At 56.7% G+C, this 18,066-nt stretch carries 13 protein-coding genes and 3 pseudogenes; 2 read left to right on the top strand and 14 right to left on the bottom strand.

Translation table 11 applies throughout. The features are described 5' to 3' along the window. Positions 1-20 precede the first annotated feature (20 nt). Positions 21-1,388, bottom strand: a complete 1,368-nt coding sequence (locus DAQ1742_RS10965; protein ID WP_035341688.1) for a pyridoxal-phosphate dependent enzyme — start codon at positions 1,386-1,388, stop codon at positions 21-23. Between the two features lie 348 nt (positions 1,389-1,736). On the opposite strand from DAQ1742_RS10965, the pseudogene DAQ1742_RS10960 reads away from it, so the two are divergent. Then, positions 1,737-3,114 (top strand): annotated as a pseudogene (locus DAQ1742_RS10960) (MmgE/PrpD family protein). Positions 3,115-3,132: 18 nt separating this feature from the next. Here the strand turns inward: DAQ1742_RS10960 and DAQ1742_RS10955 are convergent. Next, the gene (locus tag DAQ1742_RS10955) at positions 3,133-3,975 is read right to left on the bottom strand and encodes a transporter substrate-binding domain-containing protein (RefSeq protein WP_051124038.1); all 843 of its coding nucleotides are present in this window, start codon (positions 3,973-3,975) and stop codon (positions 3,133-3,135) included. Between the two features lie 322 nt (positions 3,976-4,297). Continuing rightward, on the bottom strand, positions 4,298-6,232 hold the full coding sequence (locus DAQ1742_RS10950; RefSeq protein WP_180706113.1) for a methyl-accepting chemotaxis protein: 1,935 nt from the start codon (positions 6,230-6,232) through the stop codon (positions 4,298-4,300). Between the two features lie 78 nt (positions 6,233-6,310). Between DAQ1742_RS10950 and DAQ1742_RS10945 the strand changes: the two genes are divergently transcribed. Then, on the top strand, positions 6,311-6,511 hold the full coding sequence (locus DAQ1742_RS10945) for a hypothetical protein (protein ID WP_035341692.1): 201 nt from the start codon (positions 6,311-6,313) through the stop codon (positions 6,509-6,511). A gap of 346 nt (positions 6,512-6,857) precedes the next feature. On the opposite strand, the pseudogene DAQ1742_RS20880 reads toward DAQ1742_RS10945, so the two are convergent. The 11 genes and pseudogenes from DAQ1742_RS20880 to sctD form a co-directional block, all read right to left on the bottom strand. Continuing rightward, positions 6,858-8,833 (bottom strand): annotated as a pseudogene (locus tag DAQ1742_RS20880) (methyl-accepting chemotaxis protein). 512 nt (positions 8,834-9,345) lie between these two features. Then, positions 9,346-10,572: a peptide antibiotic transporter SbmA gene (gene sbmA / locus DAQ1742_RS10930; protein WP_180706111.1), complete on the bottom strand. Its 1,227-nt coding sequence runs from the start codon at positions 10,570-10,572 to the stop codon at positions 9,346-9,348. Positions 10,573-10,745: 173 nt separating this feature from the next. After that, positions 10,746-11,821: pseudogene (gene sctU / locus DAQ1742_RS10925) on the bottom strand (type III secretion system export apparatus subunit SctU). 24 nt (positions 11,822-11,845) lie between these two features. Then, a complete protein-coding gene (sctT, locus tag DAQ1742_RS10920) occupies positions 11,846-12,649 on the bottom strand; it encodes a type III secretion system export apparatus subunit SctT (RefSeq protein ID WP_035341700.1) in 804 nt (267 codons plus the stop codon). A gap of 6 nt (positions 12,650-12,655) precedes the next feature. Continuing rightward, positions 12,656-12,916, bottom strand: a complete 261-nt coding sequence (gene sctS, locus DAQ1742_RS10915; RefSeq protein ID WP_035341702.1) for a type III secretion system export apparatus subunit SctS — start codon at positions 12,914-12,916, stop codon at positions 12,656-12,658. A gap of 7 nt (positions 12,917-12,923) precedes the next feature. Then, the gene (sctR, locus tag DAQ1742_RS10910; protein ID WP_035341704.1) at positions 12,924-13,577 is read right to left on the bottom strand and encodes a type III secretion system export apparatus subunit SctR; all 654 of its coding nucleotides are present in this window, start codon (positions 13,575-13,577) and stop codon (positions 12,924-12,926) included. Continuing rightward, positions 13,574-14,734, bottom strand: a complete 1,161-nt coding sequence (locus DAQ1742_RS10905) for a FliM/FliN family flagellar motor switch protein (RefSeq protein ID WP_180706110.1) — start codon at positions 14,732-14,734, stop codon at positions 13,574-13,576. Before DAQ1742_RS10905 ends, sctR begins: the two co-directional genes overlap by 4 nt. Next, entirely contained in the window at positions 14,731-15,252 is a 522-nt protein-coding gene (locus tag DAQ1742_RS10900; RefSeq protein ID WP_035341706.1) for a type III secretion system HrpP C-terminal domain-containing protein, read from the bottom strand. The genes DAQ1742_RS10905 and DAQ1742_RS10900 overlap by 4 nt, the downstream gene beginning before the upstream one ends. Further along, positions 15,249-15,728, bottom strand: coding sequence for a hypothetical protein (locus DAQ1742_RS10895; protein ID WP_051124040.1), 480 nt, complete (start codon positions 15,726-15,728; stop codon positions 15,249-15,251). Before DAQ1742_RS10895 ends, DAQ1742_RS10900 begins: the two co-directional genes overlap by 4 nt. Beyond that, a complete protein-coding gene (sctN, locus tag DAQ1742_RS10890) occupies positions 15,715-17,094 on the bottom strand; it encodes a type III secretion system ATPase SctN (RefSeq protein WP_035341708.1) in 1,380 nt (459 codons plus the stop codon). Before sctN ends, DAQ1742_RS10895 begins: the two co-directional genes overlap by 14 nt. Beyond that, positions 17,094-18,038, bottom strand: a complete 945-nt coding sequence (gene sctD / locus DAQ1742_RS10885) for a type III secretion system inner membrane ring subunit SctD (protein ID WP_067486919.1) — start codon at positions 18,036-18,038, stop codon at positions 17,094-17,096. The genes sctN and sctD overlap by 1 nt, the downstream gene beginning before the upstream one ends. Positions 18,039-18,066 lie beyond the last annotated feature (28 nt).

The following is an 18,066-nucleotide window of genomic DNA, read 5'->3' as shown; positions in this document are numbered from 1 at the left end:
TGTGGTAAACGGTAGAAAGGTCAGCGCACCCGATGCCGCCAGTGATTGAGCACATCGGTGCGGGTAATCAGGCCGAGGAAACGCGGGCCATCCAGAATGACGGCGACATGCCCGCGCGCAAACGTCTCGAGTAATGCCTCGAACGAGGCATCGTGTTGCAGGGTGTTGACCTGATCGGTCATCGCATCACGGGCCGTCAGCGAAAAATACGCCGGTGTGGCTTTGAGATGATGCAGCAGATCCCACTCGTCGATAACACCGATAACCCGATCGTTTTCCAGCACCGGCAACTGGGAAATGTCATAAAGGCGCATGCGGGCATGCACCACCGCCAGTGAGTCTGTGGGGGCAACACACACCGTGGCACCGTCATCGTGGCGATAGGTGATAAGATCGCGCAAGTCACCCTGTTTGGGGCGCTGCAACACGCCTTGTTCAATCATCCAGTAGTCGTTGAACATCTTCGACAGGTACTTGTTGCCGCTGTCGCACACCAGCGTCACCACCCGGCGCGGCTCAGTCTGGGCGCGGCAGTAGCGCAATGCGGCAGCCAGTAGTGTGCCGCTGGAGGAGCCGGCCAGCACACCTTCTTTGAGTAACAGTTCACGGGCGGCCTGAAACGATTCCCGATCGCTGATGCTATAGGCATGCCTGACCTGACTGAAATTGGCCAGCGCCGGTAAAAAATCTTCGCCGATGCCTTCCACCAGCCAACTGCCGGCCTCGCCAACGGTGCCTTGCTGCACATAATCGGTCAGAATCGACCCGGCCGGGTCGGCCAGTATCAGCTCAGTGTCAGGCGACACCTTGGCGAAGTAGCGACCCAGCCCGCCCAGCGTGCCGCCGGAGCCGACGCCGACCACAATGGCGTCGATATCCTGCGCCATCTGTTGCCACAGTTCCGGGCCGGTGGTGCGGTAGTGAGCCAGCGGATTAGCGGGATTATTGAACTGGTCGATGTAGAACGCGCCGGGGATCTCGTTTGCCAGCCGTTGCGCATAGTCCTGATAATAGTCCGGGTGGCCTTTGGCGACATCAGAACGCGTCAGGCGCACATCGGCCCCGAGTGCGCGCAGGTGGAAGATTTTCTCCCGGCTCATTTTATCCGGCACCACCAGAATCAGCCGGTAGCCTTTGAGTGCGGCCACCAGCGCCAGCCCCAGCCCGGTATTGCCCGCCGTTGCCTCAATCAGCGTGCCGCCAGGCGGTAATTTTCCTTGTCGTTCGGCGGCCTCAATCATCGAGAGCGCGACGCGGTCTTTTATCGACCCGCCGGGGTTCTGGTTCTCCAGTTTGGCAAATAACCGGCATGGGCCGGTATCAAGCTGTGTCAGTTCCAGCAGTGGGGTATTGCCGATCAGCGTGAGCACAGATGTAGGAATAGACATGGTCTTCACCTCGGAACATAAAGAGGTGACATGGTAGAACTCACGCGCAATGGCATAAAAATAATATAAATAACCATCTATATGCTATTTTTAGAAATAAAATCCTGAATGGCGGTAAAGCCATACGGACTGATAGCCGTTCAGGTAGATAGCCATATGGGATGATAGCCATACAGCCGTGCAGGTGCCTGAGTCCGGGCGCGGCGTTATGACGTTTGATGGCATCAGCCGGTGAAAATGGAATAAAACTATAATAAAACAGAGTGTTATCATGCAGGCATCGTGCTGCTGGCAGCCTAATCAAGCGGAAACCGAACATATGATGGCCCTTCGAGCCCAAGAGATTCGCTGACACTCACGCTGGCCCGCTTTGCCTGTGAGCTGACGCCAGAGGCGATCCCTGCGGTCTGGCGGCGAAAAATTCTGCTGCACCTGCTGGATGCGCTGGGGTGTGGCATCGCCGGGCGGGAGTGCGAGGTGTTTTTGCAGGCGCAACGCATGGCGCGTCAGCAGTATGCGGCGGGAACCTCGCCGGTGCTGGGCAGCCGGGAGCGGTTGTCGGCGCTGGGGGCGGCGTTTGTCAATTCGGTGGCAATGAATGCGCTCGATTACGATGATGGTCTTGAACTGGCAGGGCGGGGAATGGGACATCCCGGCGCTACGCTAGTGGCGGCGGCGCTGGCCGCATTGGGTGAACACCGGGTTTCGGGGGCGCAGTGGCTGTGTGCGCTGGTCGCTGGCTGGGAAATCAATGCCCGCGTGATCCTGTCTCAGCAACCCAGCCCGGAACGTTTTCAGCAGGTGTACGGCGTGTGCCAACACCAGTCACTTGGTGCGGCGGTCGCCTTCGGTCTGCTCTGCGGCTGCGATGCCGCCGGGCTGGAGAACGCCATCGGGCTGGCGGCGTCATTGACCCCGTTGCCGGGGTTGCACAAATACAACTGGCAGCAGCGGCCGCTGGTGGCGTTGAAGGACTATAACGCGCCGGCGACGGAAGCCGGGGTGCGCGGGGTGTTGCTGCACCGGGAAGGTATCATCGGGCCGCGCGATGTGCTGGCGGGCGAACAGGGGTTCTGGCGCATGGCAGGCTCTGACCAGTGCGATACCTCGCTATTGGTCGATGGGCTGGGAGATGACTGGCGCTTGCGTCATGCCAGCTTCAAGCGTTATCCGGCTTGCCGCTGGATGCACACCGCGCTGGCGGCGTTTGAGCAATGGCAGGCGCAACAGGCGCTGTCGCCATATAGGATAACGGGGATTCAGGTGACTGGCAGCCAGACACTGGTGCAGCAGTTCGCCGACACCCTGGTGCTAAGTGAAACCGATGCCCAGTTCAGTGTGCCGCATTGGCCTGCCTGGCCTACGGCATCCCTCGACAAAACTGGAGCGACGCGACCACGCGCCATAGTACGGCCTTGCGGGCGTTTGCCCGGCGGGTTGAGCTGGTGGTGGATGATGACCTGAGTCGGCTGATGGCCGGGCAGCGACGACCGGTGAGTCGCATCAGGGTTGAGGTTGACGGGCAGTGGCAACGCGTGCCGGAAGTGGTGTATCCGCCGGGGGTGAGGAAAACCCGATGACGGAGGCGGAGATTGTACGCAAGTGCCGCGATAATTTATCGCGGCATCTGGGGGAGAGCGAGCGTGAGCGCGTTATCGATAGCGTGCTTGACCTTGAACGTCAGCCCGATGTCGCACAAGTGCTGGCACCGCTGTTTGCAGGCTGATGCCCTGCGGCGCTGCGGTTATTTCCACGCTTCGCGGATAACCGGCGGCACTTTACTGATATCGACGCCACGCGCTTTCAGCGCCTGTTCGTAGAATTGCTGAATCTGGCCGGATTGATAGAGCTTACCGAATTCGTCGCTGAGAAATTGACGCAAGGCCGGGTCATTTTCTTTGCGGATTGCGCCGCTGGTACTGACCGCCACGATGGGTTTCGGCAGGATCAGGTTGCCCTTGCCGACTTTGGCCTGTTGCAGCGCCAGCGCCGGGTGGAAATAAGATAATGCATCCACTCTTCCGGCATAAAACGCCGCTACGCCCTCATCCATATTGGGGAAACGCACCAGTTGCGCGTTGGGCAGCGTTTTCGTCAACAGTAAATCCGGGCTGGAGCCTAGCGTGACGCCGATTTTGATATCCGGCCGGTTGAGGTCTTCCCAGTTGGTGACGCTGATGCCATCACGCACCAGTACGCCCTGGGCATACCAGAAGAACGGTTGTTCAGGGAAATCGACCGCTTTTTTGCGCTCGTCGGTGGGGTCAAGCACCAGCATGGTGTCTATCTGGCCGGTTTGCAGCGCGGCGACCGCGTTGCCCCAGGTGGTTTCCACCGCCACCAGCCTGACGCCAAGATCTTTCGCCAGCACCTTGCCAACCTGATAGCCGATACCATCCCATTCGCCGGTCGCCGGGTTCTTGAAGTACCAGGGTTCGCCCTGTGCTACGCCGATGCGTAACTCCCCGCGTTGCTTGATTTGCTGCCAGGTGGATGTGGGTGTGTCAGCCTGTGCCAGCCAGGCCGTGCCTGCCAACGCCAGTGCGGCGAACCAGGTGCCAAAAAATGAACGAAACGATAAATGCATAATGTCCCCGGATGTCAAAACTGCATCAAAACGATACTGCCTGTGGTCAGCCTGTATCGTCATATTGGTTTAAATACTGTTTGAATATCATCAGGATGATGATGAATAGCATCGGCAGTATTGCAGGAAAAGCGTAGCGACCTAAATGCGAAGAATGGCGGTATTTATGCCTGAACCGGCAAAGGGGGCTCACATGCCGGGAGCTTGAGAGAACCGGATTACAGCCAAAAACGGAAGGGACAAGAGAGCTCGGATGAAAAGCGAGTCCAGAGGCGATAAAACCGGGCGCAGCGGTGCGCCCGGTCAGTGCTGGCAGCAGGAATCAGAAAGATTCCCAGTCATGCTTGCTGCCGGACTCGGTCGCCAGCATCAGCGGTTTGCGGGCCGCAGTGGCAGCCACGCGGTTATGCGGCGCGGTTGCCCCTTCATTGCCAAGCCGGAACACCGAGACGGCCTGCGCCAGCGCGACGGATTGCTCCTCAAGGGAGTTGGCGGCCGCAGAGGACTCTTCCACCAGCGCGGCATTCTGCTGGGTGGTGGCATCCATCTCGGCGACGGCGGTGGAAATCTGGTTGATGCCGCGGCTCTGCTCATCGGAAGCGGAGGCGATTTCATCCATGATGTCGTGAACGTGAGAGATGGAGCGAATGATGTCATCCATGGTTTTGCCGGCGCTTTCGACCAGCCGGGAGCCGGTGTTGACGCGGGAAACCGATTCGCCAATCAGGGTTTCAATCTCTTTGGCGGCCTGCGCGCTGCGCTGGGCAAGATTGCGCACTTCACCGGCGACGACGGCAAAACCGCGGCCCTGCTCACCGGCTCTGGCGGCTTCCACGGCGGCGTTCAGGGCAAGAATGTTGGTCTGAAAGGCGATGCCGTTGATGACGGAGGTGATTTCGGAAATACGTTTGGAGCTGCCAGCGATATCGCTCATGGTTTTTACCACGTCGGTGACGATGGCACCGCCTTTACTGGCGTTGGTCGAGGCGTCGGCTGCCAGTTGCGAGGCGTGGTGGGCGTTATCGGCGTTCTGTTTAACGGTGGAGGTGAGCTGCTCCATGCTGGCGGCGGTTTCGACCACGGCGGCAGACTGCTGCTCGGTGCGAGAGGAGAGGTCGGTATTGCCGGCGGCAATTTCGGAGGCGGCGGAGGCGACGCTGTTGACGCCTTCGCGGATGGAGCCAATCATCTCGCGCAGCTTCAGGCTCATGTCATTCATGGCGTTCATCAGCTGACCGAGTTCGTCTTTACGCGACACGCTGAGAGAGGCGGAGAGGTCGCCATTGGCGATTTTCTCGGCCATCGACAGGCTTTGGTGCAGCGGGCGGGTAAGCTGTAACGTTATCCGCCAGGCCATCAGGATACCGGCGACGATAATCGCTATACCGATAAACAGTTGGCTGTACTGCGACTGTGTGATGATATTGGACACTTTAACCAATTGCGCCTGATAGAGCTGGTCAACCGCCTGATTAAGGGTGTTGGCAATGCTGGTCATCCGCTGCGCGGCATCAATTTCGGCCTGATAAGCGGCAGTGTAGAGAGTGACATCGCCATTGTAGGTGACAAACTGCTGCCAGACGCGGTTTAACCCATCTTGCTGCTCATTTGCAAAACGTGGCAGCAACTGGTTGATGAGCGTGCCGGTGTCGGTAAGCATTTTGCGCAGGCGGGCTTCGGTTTTGTCTGACTGGGTCAGCGTTAATTCATGTGCCAGATTGCGGATAGTGCTAAAACGCTCATGCAGTGCTAAATAGTCCAGGCGCAGGTCAGCGGGTAACGTAGCACGCTCAAACTGCTGGTGCAGGTTATCAATGGCTACGGTGATGGTGTCGTTATCCAGCTTTTTCGCGGCGTCATCGCGTTTTTGGCTGGCTGCAATCAGGTTTTCTCGTGTGGCTGCGTATTCTTTGAGGGTTTGAATGATTTTATCCAGCACCACGCGGGTGTCGGCATCCCATTTTAGCGTTTGCGCGGTATCCAGCTCGCGCGTTATTTTATTGATCAACTCACCATTTTTGTTGATAGCGGCGTAATCATGGGTGTATTGAAAGCGCAGGCGTTCCCGGCGCGCTTCCTCCAGATAGTTATTGACATTATTGCTGATGATCGATTTTTTTGAGTAAGCCTCAATATTGCGAAAACCATTTATCCCTGACAACATAATTATTGCCGCCATCAGCAATATCAATCCGAAGCCAATGGCAAGCTTTACGCCAACACGAAAATTGTTATAAGCACCAAGAACAGTATTCATCAGTCCTTCCTTTTCTTTTGATTGTGATGGGTATGACGAGTGAGAAATCGGCTTAAAAATGTCCTTGAGTAACCGCCGATGGCGGACGCATCCAATAACGTACTTTTCTTCTTATTTATTACCGCTAACGACGGTGGTGCAACGGCTTTACCACTTCTGAAAATTCATCATTCCGGCGGCTTCATCCGCCGTCTGACCATTCATGACTATGATAACTCCGTCATAAACATAAATAAAGTTAATGTGATATGGCTGTTGATTATTTCAGTAATCACCTAATTTATGACTGAAATGTGACAGGTCGCGTTGGCAGAGATGACCCGTTTGTCACACTAAAACAGGAAAGGTAAAGGATAGATATGTAAAGGATAGATATGTCCGCAGAGGCATTATTTAAATCGCGTTAAATAAATCTGAATTAGTTTGTCGGGTATCTTCCTGCAAGGCGTGAATTTCTAATTACCATTGCCCTAAAGGGTATTTAAAATGAATGAAGTGATGATGGTGGCAAAATAATAAAATAATATGGCACTTATCAATCACCCATGATGAAGGTGGGTGCGGTGAATAGCCCGCGGGTTAATGCGGGCTATATTCAATACGTATTCTTACCGGTCAGTGAACATCAAAATGCTTCCCAGTCATCTTTGCTGCGGGTTGCGCCGGGGCGGCGATGGTGGGCTGTCTGACGCTGTGGCGCACTGGTCGCCAGCATCAGCGGTTTGCGGGCCGCAGTGGCAGCCACGCGGTTATGCGGCGCGGTTGCCCCTTCATTGCCAAGCCTGAATACCGAGACGGCCTGCGCCAGCGCGACGGATTGCTCCTCAAGGGAGTTGGCGGCCGCAGAGGACTCTTCCACCAGCGCGGCATTCTGCTGGGTGGTGGCATCCATCTCGGCGACGGCGGTGGAAATCTGGTTGATGCCGCGGCTCTGCTCATCGGAAGCGGAGGCGATTTCATCCATGATGTCGTGAACGTGAGAGATGGAGCGAATGATGTCATCCATGGTTTTGCCGGCGCTTTCGACCAGCCGGGAGCCGGTGTTGACGCGGGAAACCGATTCGCCAATCAGGGTTTCAATCTCTTTGGCGGCCTGCGCGCTGCGCTGGGCAAGATTGCGCACTTCACGGCGACGACGACGGCAAAACCGCGGCCCTGCTCACCGGCTCTGGCGGCTTCCACGGCGGCGTTCAGGGCAAGAATGTTGGTCTGAAAGGCGATGCCGTTGATGACGGAGGTGATTTCGGAAATACGTTTGGAGCTGCCAGCGATATCGCTCATGGTTTTTACCACGTCGGTGACGATGGCACCGCCTTTACTGGCGTTGGTCGAGGCGTCGGCTGCCAGTTGCGAGGCGTGGTGGGCGTTATCGGCGTTCTGTTTAACGGTGGAGGTGAGCTGCTCCATGCTGGCGGCGGTTTCGACCACGGCGGCAGACTGCTGCTCGGTGCGAGAGGAGAGGTCGGTATTGCGCGGCGGCAATTTCGGAGGCGGCGGAGGCGACGCTGCTGACGCCTTCGCGGATGGAGCCAATCATCTCGCGCAGCTTCAGGCTCATGTCATTCATGGCGTTCATCAGCTTACGAGTTCGTCTTTACGCGAAACGGCAAGGGAAGCGGAGAGGTCGCCGCTGGCAATTTTCTCGGCCATCGAGAGGCTTTGGGTGCAGCGGGCGGGTAAGTTGCAAGGTAATGCGCCAGGCCATCAGTACGCCCAGCGCAATAATAATCAGGCCGGTTATCAGCAACTGCCACTCGGAACGCGTTGTGGTATCACTGACCAGGGCTAATTGATGCGCGTATAAATCGTTGGATGCGCTATCCAGAATACTGGCGGCATTTTGCATGGCCTGGGCGGCATCGCTCTCATCACGAAAGGCTCGCATATAGTCATCAAGATAGCCGCTGTAGGCGGAGAAAAACTGCCAGCTCTGGTTGAGCCACCCCTGCTGTTCGCTGTTAAAAGAGGTTTGTGCCTGGCTAAATGTTGTCGCGGCTGTGCTGATGGCTTTGCGCAGTTTGGCTGCCCGCTGGTCTGACGGTTGCAACACCAGTTCATGGGTCAGGTCGCGTACCTCAGAGAGTTGCTCAAACACGCTAATGAACTGCAAGCGTAATTCTGGTGTTATGGCGCTGTTGTTAAAGCGGGTGCGCAGCGTGTTCAGCACCTCGGCACTGCTTTCCTGACTGAGTTTTTGTGCTACGCATCACGCTGCTGGCTGGCTTTGATCAGCAACTCTCTGGCCGGAAGATAGCGGTTATAGGCTTCATTTAACTGGTCCAGTAAGGTTTGTGAACCGGGGGACCAGCTAAAACTCACGCGTCTGGTTGAGCGACTGGCCGACCTTGGTCATCAGGTCGCCGACTTTATAATTGCGGTGTAATCGTGAGTATATTGAAACGTGAGGCGGGCACGTCTGGCCTCATTCAAATTGTTATTAATGTCATACTGATGATGGATTTATTGACATACGTGTCAATGTTACGAAAGCCATTTACGCCTGATAGCATAATAAATGTGGACATAAGTAAAATGAGTCCAAAACGATAGCCAGTTAATACCGACAGTCAGATTGTTATAACTATTAAGAATTGTAGTCATTCAGTGATTCCTGTAAGGCTAAGAGCGTTGACGAGTCAAAGTCAACAGAGGCTAACCATCTTTAACATCCGTGTTATTGCCAAATAAGAGATGGTTTTTTTCAATGCAGAGAAAAACATGTGAATGTTATCACATTTTTCAGGTGTGTGAATGGCTGGTAACATAATGAAATAACAAACTATTTGTGTTTTTTCCAGATTTTTCTTGCGTATTTTTTATTTTATTTGGTAATCAATCATTCGTCTTCATGTACTAGTGGTATGGTTCAAGGGCACAGCCTTTTCTCCATACTTATTCAAAAAATTGTTTTTAAATTGCCTTACTAGACCCTATTTTTTCATTTTTTGTCTGCCGGGAAAATAATGGCTGCGTCATGACGTTAATTCGCCATTTTTCATTCACCATCAGTTAAAAAGGGGCAGATAAAATATCTGTTTGGTGACAGCCAGGCGAAAGCCTTGGTGAGCGGTAATGGTATTCCGCGTTGCCGTTATGACAACGCAGAATCGGTATCACGGATTATCCAATATTGGCGGGGGGTTCGTGGTTTGCGGCATATCCTGAATCGCTGATTCAAAACTGCGCAGGCGTTTATAGATAGACATCATTTCGACGATAACCGTCCATGAATTAATCAGGTATTGAAAAGAACTGCGCACCTGATCGAACACGTTGGTAATTTGCGTCATCAGGCCAAGTGTCAGGCTGCCTGCCACGATAGGGTAACAGCATGATAATGCCGAACACATTATCGTTTGCAGGTACAGCACCCGGGCGATGTTGAAATAGGTGTAGTGAAAATAGAGCCGAAATAGTCTCTGCGCACATGGGTAAAACAGCGACGTTAAGGTTGGCGGGCTGGCCCGGCTGCCATCGTCCTCGCCGTAGACCAGCTCTTTACGATAGGCGGCTTCTACCCGCTGATTATTAAAACCCAGTCCCGGCAGCTTGATACCGATTAACGCCAGCACACCGGTTCCCAGTAACGACCAAACCAGTGCCGCAATGACCAGCCCGTAAGGAATTTCACCAAGCAACGGCAGGGATTTGACGTGCGACGAGAGGCTGACCAGCACTGGTAAAAAGGCAATCAGCGTCATCAGTGACTTCACTAAATCTACGCCAAGGCTCTCCACCGTGGAGGCAAAGCGCATTATGTGTCTTCCTGAATACTGCGCGGCCCCCTCAATGTGGCGCAACTGCTGCCAGTGCCCGGTGTAGTAATCGTTCATGGCAGTGCGCCAGCGAAACACATAGTGGCTGACGAAAAACATATTCAGTACCCCGACGGTGACCGCAGTCAGCGCGATACCGAGGAAAATCAGCAATTGCTGATAAAACGCCTCAATGGTCACGGCGTTAGGGCTGCTGAGCGCTTTTTGAATCAAATCGTAAAACGGCACATACCAGTCGTTCACCGCCACCCCGACTTCCACCGAGAAATAGGTGACAAAAATAATCAGTGCCGTGCCAAGAATCGACCAGCGTTGCCACGGATGGGGCCGCAGCCAGGCCCAGAGCGCGGCGAACAGGCCGACGCAGAGCACGTAATAGCCGTAAAACCACAAAAAAGCGGGTGAAATAAAGCGTATTGCCCCTTGTGGCAAAGCTGCGTCGATGTGAAACAGCGACTCGCCGAGCGGTTTATAGGCGTTGTACCAGATAATGACCGCCATTAATGACCAGAGTAGTGCGGAGGAGAAAAACAGTTTTGGGTTAGGAAAAAACGATTTGAACATGGCAGCACTTTTATCCGTAAAAAGGGAATAACCGTCGTAATAGCAAATATTTAACGCGAGTGCAGGCCTATATTGAAACGATTTTTAACGGCGGCGGCCTTTTCTTTACGTAACCCTCATCCGCTCACGCTGTGGAGACGGTGTGAGCGGCGGATATCGCTGTGCCGGGCCGGTCACTCCAGCTCGATAATCTCTTGTGCAGGCAGGCTGCGGTCAAGCTGTCGTAATACCCGGTAGACCTGGGCGACCGGTTGCAGCGTATCGCGTGGAATGTAGTGACCTTCCGGCATGCGGTAGAGGGTACGGGTCAGCCAGATAAAGCGAATAACCGGTACGCCAGCCTGATGGGCGCGGGCGATGAGCGCTTTTGCCTGAAAATCTTCGCCTTTAAGCAGGATACGCGGCAGCGGGGTTTTGCCGGGGCGGTAGAACAACGCCACGGCGTAGTGCGTTGGGTTAACCAGCAGTAAATCGGCCTCTTCCACACGGGCTTTGCGCGGGCTGGCCGGTTCATTGAGAATTTCCTGCGCCAGCGCTTTGCGGTGGCCTTTCATGTGTGGGTCGCCTTCCGAGTTCTTGTATTCGTTGCGAATGTCTTCATGGCTCATGCGCTGTTGCTTGAGAAAGTAGTATTTCTGCAAGCCAAAATCGAGGTACCCCAGTGCCAGCAGTGCGCCAAGCGTGGTGCGGGCCACGCTTTTGAATACCGCCTCGACCCCTTTCCAGAATCCATTAAGGTCGCCATAGGCCAGCTCTACCAGCCACTCCAGCTGTGGTACAACCACCAGCCAGAACACCAGGCCGATGGTGGCGGCCTTGAGCAGGTTGGTCAGCATGTCGGTCAGCTTACGCATACTGAACATCTGTTTTATCTGGTTGACCGGGTTTAAGCGGTTAACGTCAAGCTGGAGCGCGTCTACGGCGAACAGCGGGCCGTACTGGATCCAGCCGCCGACAATACGCATCAACAATGCGAGGCTAATGGTCAGCAGGCAGAAGGTGCCCAGCAGTGTCAGCGCGGCGCTGAATACTTCGTCGGCGGCGTGGCCGAACGCGTCACTGATGCGGCTCAGGGGCAGTTGCATCAAGGCCTGCAACTTACTCATTCCGCTCTCGCTTAACGCGATGATCATCTCCAGCAGCGCGACGCTTATCAGCAGTTTCGGCACATCCTGACTCTGCCCGACTTCCCCTTTTTTGCGCGCATCCTGCAATTTTTTGGGGTGGGTTTTTCCGTTTTCTCACTCACCGGCGTGACCTCATGGTTAGCGTGTCAGGGGGCGGTCTGAAAAAAGAGCGCCAGCAGGGGTTTCAGGTCGGCCAGCGCATGAAGACGGCCTTCGCTGAGAAACTGTAATACCGGCATGTAAAGTACGAAAAAAGCCATGCCTGCCAGACATTTGGCGGGGGTGGATAACACGTAGACCTGTAATTGCGGGCTGTAGAGGCTGAGAATGGCGATGCTGAATTCCAGCAACAGCAGCAAGGCCACCAGCGGCCCGGCATACACAATCATGTGCCGAAACGTCTCCTTGAGCAGATCAAGGTAGGTATGAAAGCCAAGCTCCGATAATGGCGGCAGCCAGGTCAGCACCGGCCAGAGCTGGTAGCTGTCCCACAGTAACTGGGTCATGCCGGAAAAGCCGATGCTCATCACCAGCATCATCATAAACAGCTCTTTTAGCATGTGACCGAGCGGCGTCGCATCGCTGCCGAGCGCCGGGTTAAGCTGGCCGCCGGTCAGTGCGCCGCGCTGGTTATCAAATAGCGCGCCGACGGATTCGAACAACCAAAACGGCATCGCCAGCACCACGCCGAGCAACAGGCCGATCACCGCTTCTTTGAGCAATAAGGCGGGCAGCATCGGCCAGGTAAGTGGGGTGGTTAACAGCTGTTGCTGAATCGCGCTGGCGGGTACCAGCGCCAGCGCCAATACCACCGCATTACGTAACATCCCTTTGAGGATGGAGAACGAAAACAGCGGCACCAGAAACAGGCACGGGTAAAGCCTGGCCACGCCAAGGGTCATGGCATAAATAAAATCATACAGTTGCTGGATACTGGCCAGAGAGAGCATGGTGCGTCACGCCCGTGTTTGTTCAATCATGTTAAAGGCCAGCATGGTCAACTGGATAAGTTCAACGCCAATCCAGCGCCCGGTCATTGCCAGCGCCAGGCCCACCGCCACCAGTTTGACGGCAAAGGGCAGCGTTTGGTCTTGTAACTGCATCACCGCTTGCAACAGCGAGATAAGCACGCCCACAATCACCGCCACCAGCAGCGGCGGGGCGGAGAGCATCACCACCAGCACCATCGCTTGTCGAAATAAATTCAGGGTTTCCATGGCAACCTCACAGATAACTGTAGAACAGACCATCCAGCAGGCGTGTCCAGCCGTTGACCAGCACGAACAGCAGCATTTTGAGCGGCAGCGATAAGGTGGTGGGCGCGACCATTTGCATCCCCAGCGCCAGCAGGACGTTTGAGACAATCAGGTCAATGACGATGAACGGGATATAAATCAAAAAGCCGATTTTGAACCCGGCCTGCAATTCGGAAAGCACGTAGGCAGGCAATACCAGCAACACGTTTTGCGTGGTGACTTTCTCCGCCATTGCCGCAGGCCACATACGCAGGCTGTTCTCATGCAAGTGGGTGAGGATGTCCGGGTCGGTATTGCGTGACATAAATTTCTGTAGCGGCTCAATGCCTTTGCTCACGCTGCTTTCCAGCGCATCCAGATTGCTGAAGTTTACCGGGTTGTCCTGAAAGCGCTGTTTGATGTCGTTGAATACCGGAGCCATCACAAACAGGGTCGCGGCCAGCGCGATGCCATACAGCGCCATGTTTGGCGGCACCTGCTGTACCCCGATGGCGTTACGGGTGATCATCAGCACCATCGAGATCTTCAAAAAACAGGTGCAGATAATCATCATCAGCGGGATCAGTGACAGCGAGCCCAGAAACAGGGCAAACATCACCGGATCAAAGCCACCGGCGGTCATGGCGCAGGCTCCAGAGGCGGCGCGGCGGTCGGCGTATTCAGACAATGGGTTATCTGGAGCCCGAGGCGGCCTGCCACATCCACCAGTTCGCCGTGCGCCAGCGCCTGCTCACCGTGATACAACGTGGCTTCGCCGGGAACGGCCTGTTGCAGCGTGAGCACCGAACCGGGGGCCAGTTGCTGCAAATCCTGTAGCGTCAGCGTCAGGTAGCCACAGCGTACCGTTAACGCCAAAGAGAGCGGCGGCAGGCGCACTGGCATACCCGTTTGCCAGCGTATGGTGCGGCCCGCCCAGGCCCGCGTCTGTGGCTGCGGCGGGGTAGCCAGCATCGGCCAAAACGCGCGGTTCTTCAACCGGGGGCTATCGGCAAAAGGAGACGGGTCATCAAAAACGGTTGTCACGGGGCATTCCTCCAGTTCTGTTACGGTAAACCGGTAAGGGGCAAGCCCATCCACGGTGAGCTGCCCGCTCAGTCGCCAGCCTGCCAGCGTCACACTGCCTGTTCCGGCTACTGAGAAGTACAGTTTGAGTGGGCAGATAACGTCACCCGGTTCCCGTGCGGCCCATTGTTCGAGTGACAACGTCACTTCTGCCAGCGTCAGTGGCACGCGAATGGCTAAATAATCAGGCAGCGCAGCATAGGTGCGCTGCCAGCCGGGGTGAGCGAGCCATACCTGTAACGTCCCGGCACCCACCCATAGCCGGGCCGAGAAATGCCTGTCACCACACACCACGCTCAGCCACAGCGCCAGCGCGTTATCCGGGATGGTATGACCCTGCTCCTGCGGCGGAGCCGGGCGAATCTCCCCGAGCCAGTCCCGCAATTGCGGGCTGAGATAGTGGTTGTAAAGCATCCAGTAACCGTGCCAATCCTGCGCATCCACCGCGGGGAGGGGCTCGATGGCCGGACAGGCGCTCAGGAGCGATAACAGCGGCCCGGCGTGTTCCAGCCAGAACGCGCCCGCCTGGCAATGCCAACTGCCGATCGTTTCCTGTGCGATGGGGCGGGCAACCGGGGCCAGTTGTAAACGTAGCTCACCCGGTTCGTTATCCACCTGGAATGCAAAGCGCTGTGGCATCGCCAGTTGACGAGAGGCGCGGGCCTGAGCGAGGCTCACCGGGCGAGGCGTGAATCGTGTGCAACCCTGTGCCGTCATTCATCGTCCTCCCGGCTTTCAAATTGCAGCAAAACCGGGGCGCGCAAGGTGCCCGCCAGCGACCGGCGGCAGTCGTCACGCTGGTTTTTCAGTTGCTCATAGGCGCGTTTGCCAAAACGCAGCGATACCTCCCAGCCTTGCGCAGGTTGTGTCACCATGCGCACATCGACATGACCCAGTTGCGGCAGTTGCAGGCTAAAAGAGAGCGGCTCGCCGTGGCGTAGCATCGGCATTTCCGTCAGCGAAGAGGCCAGCGCAGGCCAGAAGGCGGGCCGCGCCGGTTCCGTTTGCTCTGCGGCGGACAACGCCTCGTCAGGCAGCAGCGGATGCAGCGCCAGCGGCGGGCCGAACGGCAGCCAACTGGCATCAGGGAAGGGCGGTTGCGTGTCATCGGTGTCGCCCAGCAGCGCCCAGAATGGGGTGTCCGCGTTATCGGCGAACGCGGACGGCTCCGCTGAGGCCAGCGGGTGCGCAGGAGACAGCGTAGTCTCCTGGGAAACAGGCAGTTGAGGGGTCATATGGCCTCCTGATAGGTGGTTAACAGAAATTCCAGTTTTTCAACGGCTTTTTGGCACAGCCGCACGGCTTCTCGCGCCTCGCTGGCCTGTTGTTGCCAGTACAGATATTGCTGTTGCCAGTCGGTACACAGCAGTACCTGCGCCTGTATTTGACGAATCTGCTTTTGCTCCTGCTCCAGCTGATTTTTGAGCGATTCCAGCGTTTGTGTTTTTCCCAGCGCGTCACGCAAAAAAATCGCCCGCTGCTGTTGCCAGTCGGTTTTCATTTGCGTCAGCCGGGCCTGTTGCTGATGTAGCGAGACTTCGGTTTGCTGTAACCGCCGCCCGGTTTCACGCCAGTGGCGTTCGGCGCGGCTTAAACGCTGGCGGCGAATGGGCAGCAGCGCGTTAACAACCCACTGTAATTCCAGCATGCTGTTGTCGGGCTGCTCTTCTTCCACGGCCACGGGGGTTTTTATGGGGTTAGAGGCTGGCATGCTGACTCACCTCGGCAAGGTGTAATTGAATATGCTCGAACGATTGCGGCTCGCGCATCGCTTGCTGTAAGAAACGGTTGATGTCGTCATTGGCGTTGACGGCGGCATCGGTAAAGGCATCGTGCCCCGGCTGGTATTCGCCGAGTCGAATTAACATCTCGACCTGTTTATACGCGGCCATCAGGCGGCGCACGGCATTGGCATGGGCGGTGTGATCGCGCCCGACCACGTTACTCATGGTACGGCTCAGGCTCATCAACACATCAATGGCCGGGTAGTGATTACGTTCGGCCAGGCGGCGCGATAACACGATGTGGCCGTCAATCAATGAACGCACTTCATCGGCCACCGGGTCGTTCATTGAATCCTGCTCAATAAGGACGGAATAGAGCGCGGTAATCGCGCCCTGTCGGGTTTGCCCGGCGCGCTCCACCAGCCGGGGCAGCAAGGTATAGACCGACGGCGGCAGGCCGCCCCGGCCTTGTGGCTCGCCCAGTGCCAGGCCAATTTCGCGCTGGGCGCGGGCAAAACGGGTTAACGAATCGATAATCAGCAGTACCTGTTTTCCGGCGGCGCGAAACGCTTCGGCAATCGCCGTGGCGGTAAACGCCGCACGGGCGCGCTCCATGCTGCTGCGATCTGAGGTTGAACACACCAGAACGGTGCGCTGGCGCAGTTCATCATCGAGCTCGTGGTCGAGAAATTCGCGCAGTTCACGGCCACGTTCGCCAATCAGGCCAAACACAATGGCATCGCACGGCGTGTTGCGCGCCAGCTCCGCCAGCAGTGTGGTTTTACCGCACCCGGCACCGGCGAACACGCCAACCCGCTGGCCGCAGCCCAGGGTCAATAAACCGTCAATCGCCCGCATACCCGTAGTCAGTGGGGTGGCAATACGCGGGCGTTCGGTGGGCGGCGGCGCATCGCCAATGACCGGCATTGGGTGCTCAGCCAGCGTGCCTGGCTCAACAAACGCGCTGTGCCCGCCTGCTTCCAGCGGGCGACCAAACCCGTCAAGTACGCTGCCAAACAGCGCATCTGACACCTGTACGCAGTGCGGCTGATAGAGCGGAGTGACCCGTGCGCCCTGTGCGATGCCATCAAGCGCACCGAGCGCGGATAAATAGGTGTTGTCTTGATTAAACCCGACAATTTCCGCCAGAACCTGCGCTTCATCATTGCGTGCAACCAGGCACAGGTCACCAATGCGGGCGTTTGGCAGGCTGGATTCGAGTAAAATCCCGTTGATACCGACTATTTGCCCCTGCTGCGTTACCGGCGAGTAGGCGGCCAGCCGCCGCCGCTGTTGTGCAAGCCAGTGCGCTAGTTGCGGATAGCGATCGTCTGAAGTGGCTGAGGTCATCATCACCAGTTCACCTTGATTTGCTGTTTGCCGCGAAACTCTATCTGGCTGTCATTGATGCTCACCAGGCGCAGGTTATCTACTTCGTCGCCGACGAAAATGCGCCGCCCGTCCGAGGTGACGACGTTAGCGCGCGGCCCGCTGGTGACTTGTACTATCTGAAACGGCAGCGATTCGTTTTTGACCGTGGTGCGGTTATCAACCTGTAGCGCGGTGACGTAGCGCTGGTGAAACTGCACCAGCATGCGCGCCAGTCGGGTGTGTTGTCCGGCGGGCAGTTCACCGCTCAGTACCACCCGGTCATGCTCCTGACGGGCGCTGACCAGCGGCTCCAGCTCGCGCTCGGCCAGCATGGTTTGTAGCGTGCTGCTTAATTGCGCCGGGGTGCCGAGCGGCAGGCGATTGTCCTGTGGCGCGGGCGCGGATGGCATTGCCGCCGTTTCCTGTAACATCCAACTGCCGAAAATGACAAACAGCAGTACGCCCAGCAGCAGATAACAAAATTTGGCCCACAGCGGCAGGCGTGCCTTGGCAGGGCGCGACGCGACGGATGGCGGCGCAACCAGGCTCGGCTCGTCAGGGTCGGCGGGCACCTCGGGGGCGCTCTGCGGCGGTGTCTCCGTCGGGGAGGCGGCGGTTTCTTCATCCTGCCACGGGGTATCGGCACTGACCACACACAGCCAGATACCACCCGCAGCAAACGGCGTGCCGGGCTGGATCAGCAGTGGCTCGGTCAGGGCATGGCCTTCACCGTTACTGACCGGGCCATCGAGTGATGACAGTAACCAGCCCTGCGGCTGTTGTTCCAGCAGGCAATGCTGGTCGCGGATGCCAGGGTCATACAGCACCATATCCGCCTCATCGGCGCAGCCGATGCGCCATGCGGTTCCGCTCAGTGGCAGCGCGGCTCCACGGTGTAATCCGGTCAGAACACGTAGCTCAAACATGTTGCTTCATCCTGTGCGTTAAAGGTGT

Source organism: Dickeya aquatica (assembly GCF_900095885.1).
Classification (GTDB): Bacteria; Pseudomonadota; Gammaproteobacteria; order Enterobacterales; family Enterobacteriaceae; genus Dickeya; species Dickeya aquatica.
The sequence above is the reverse complement of the archived record's forward strand: the minus strand, read 5'-3'. Positions and strand labels throughout refer to the sequence as shown.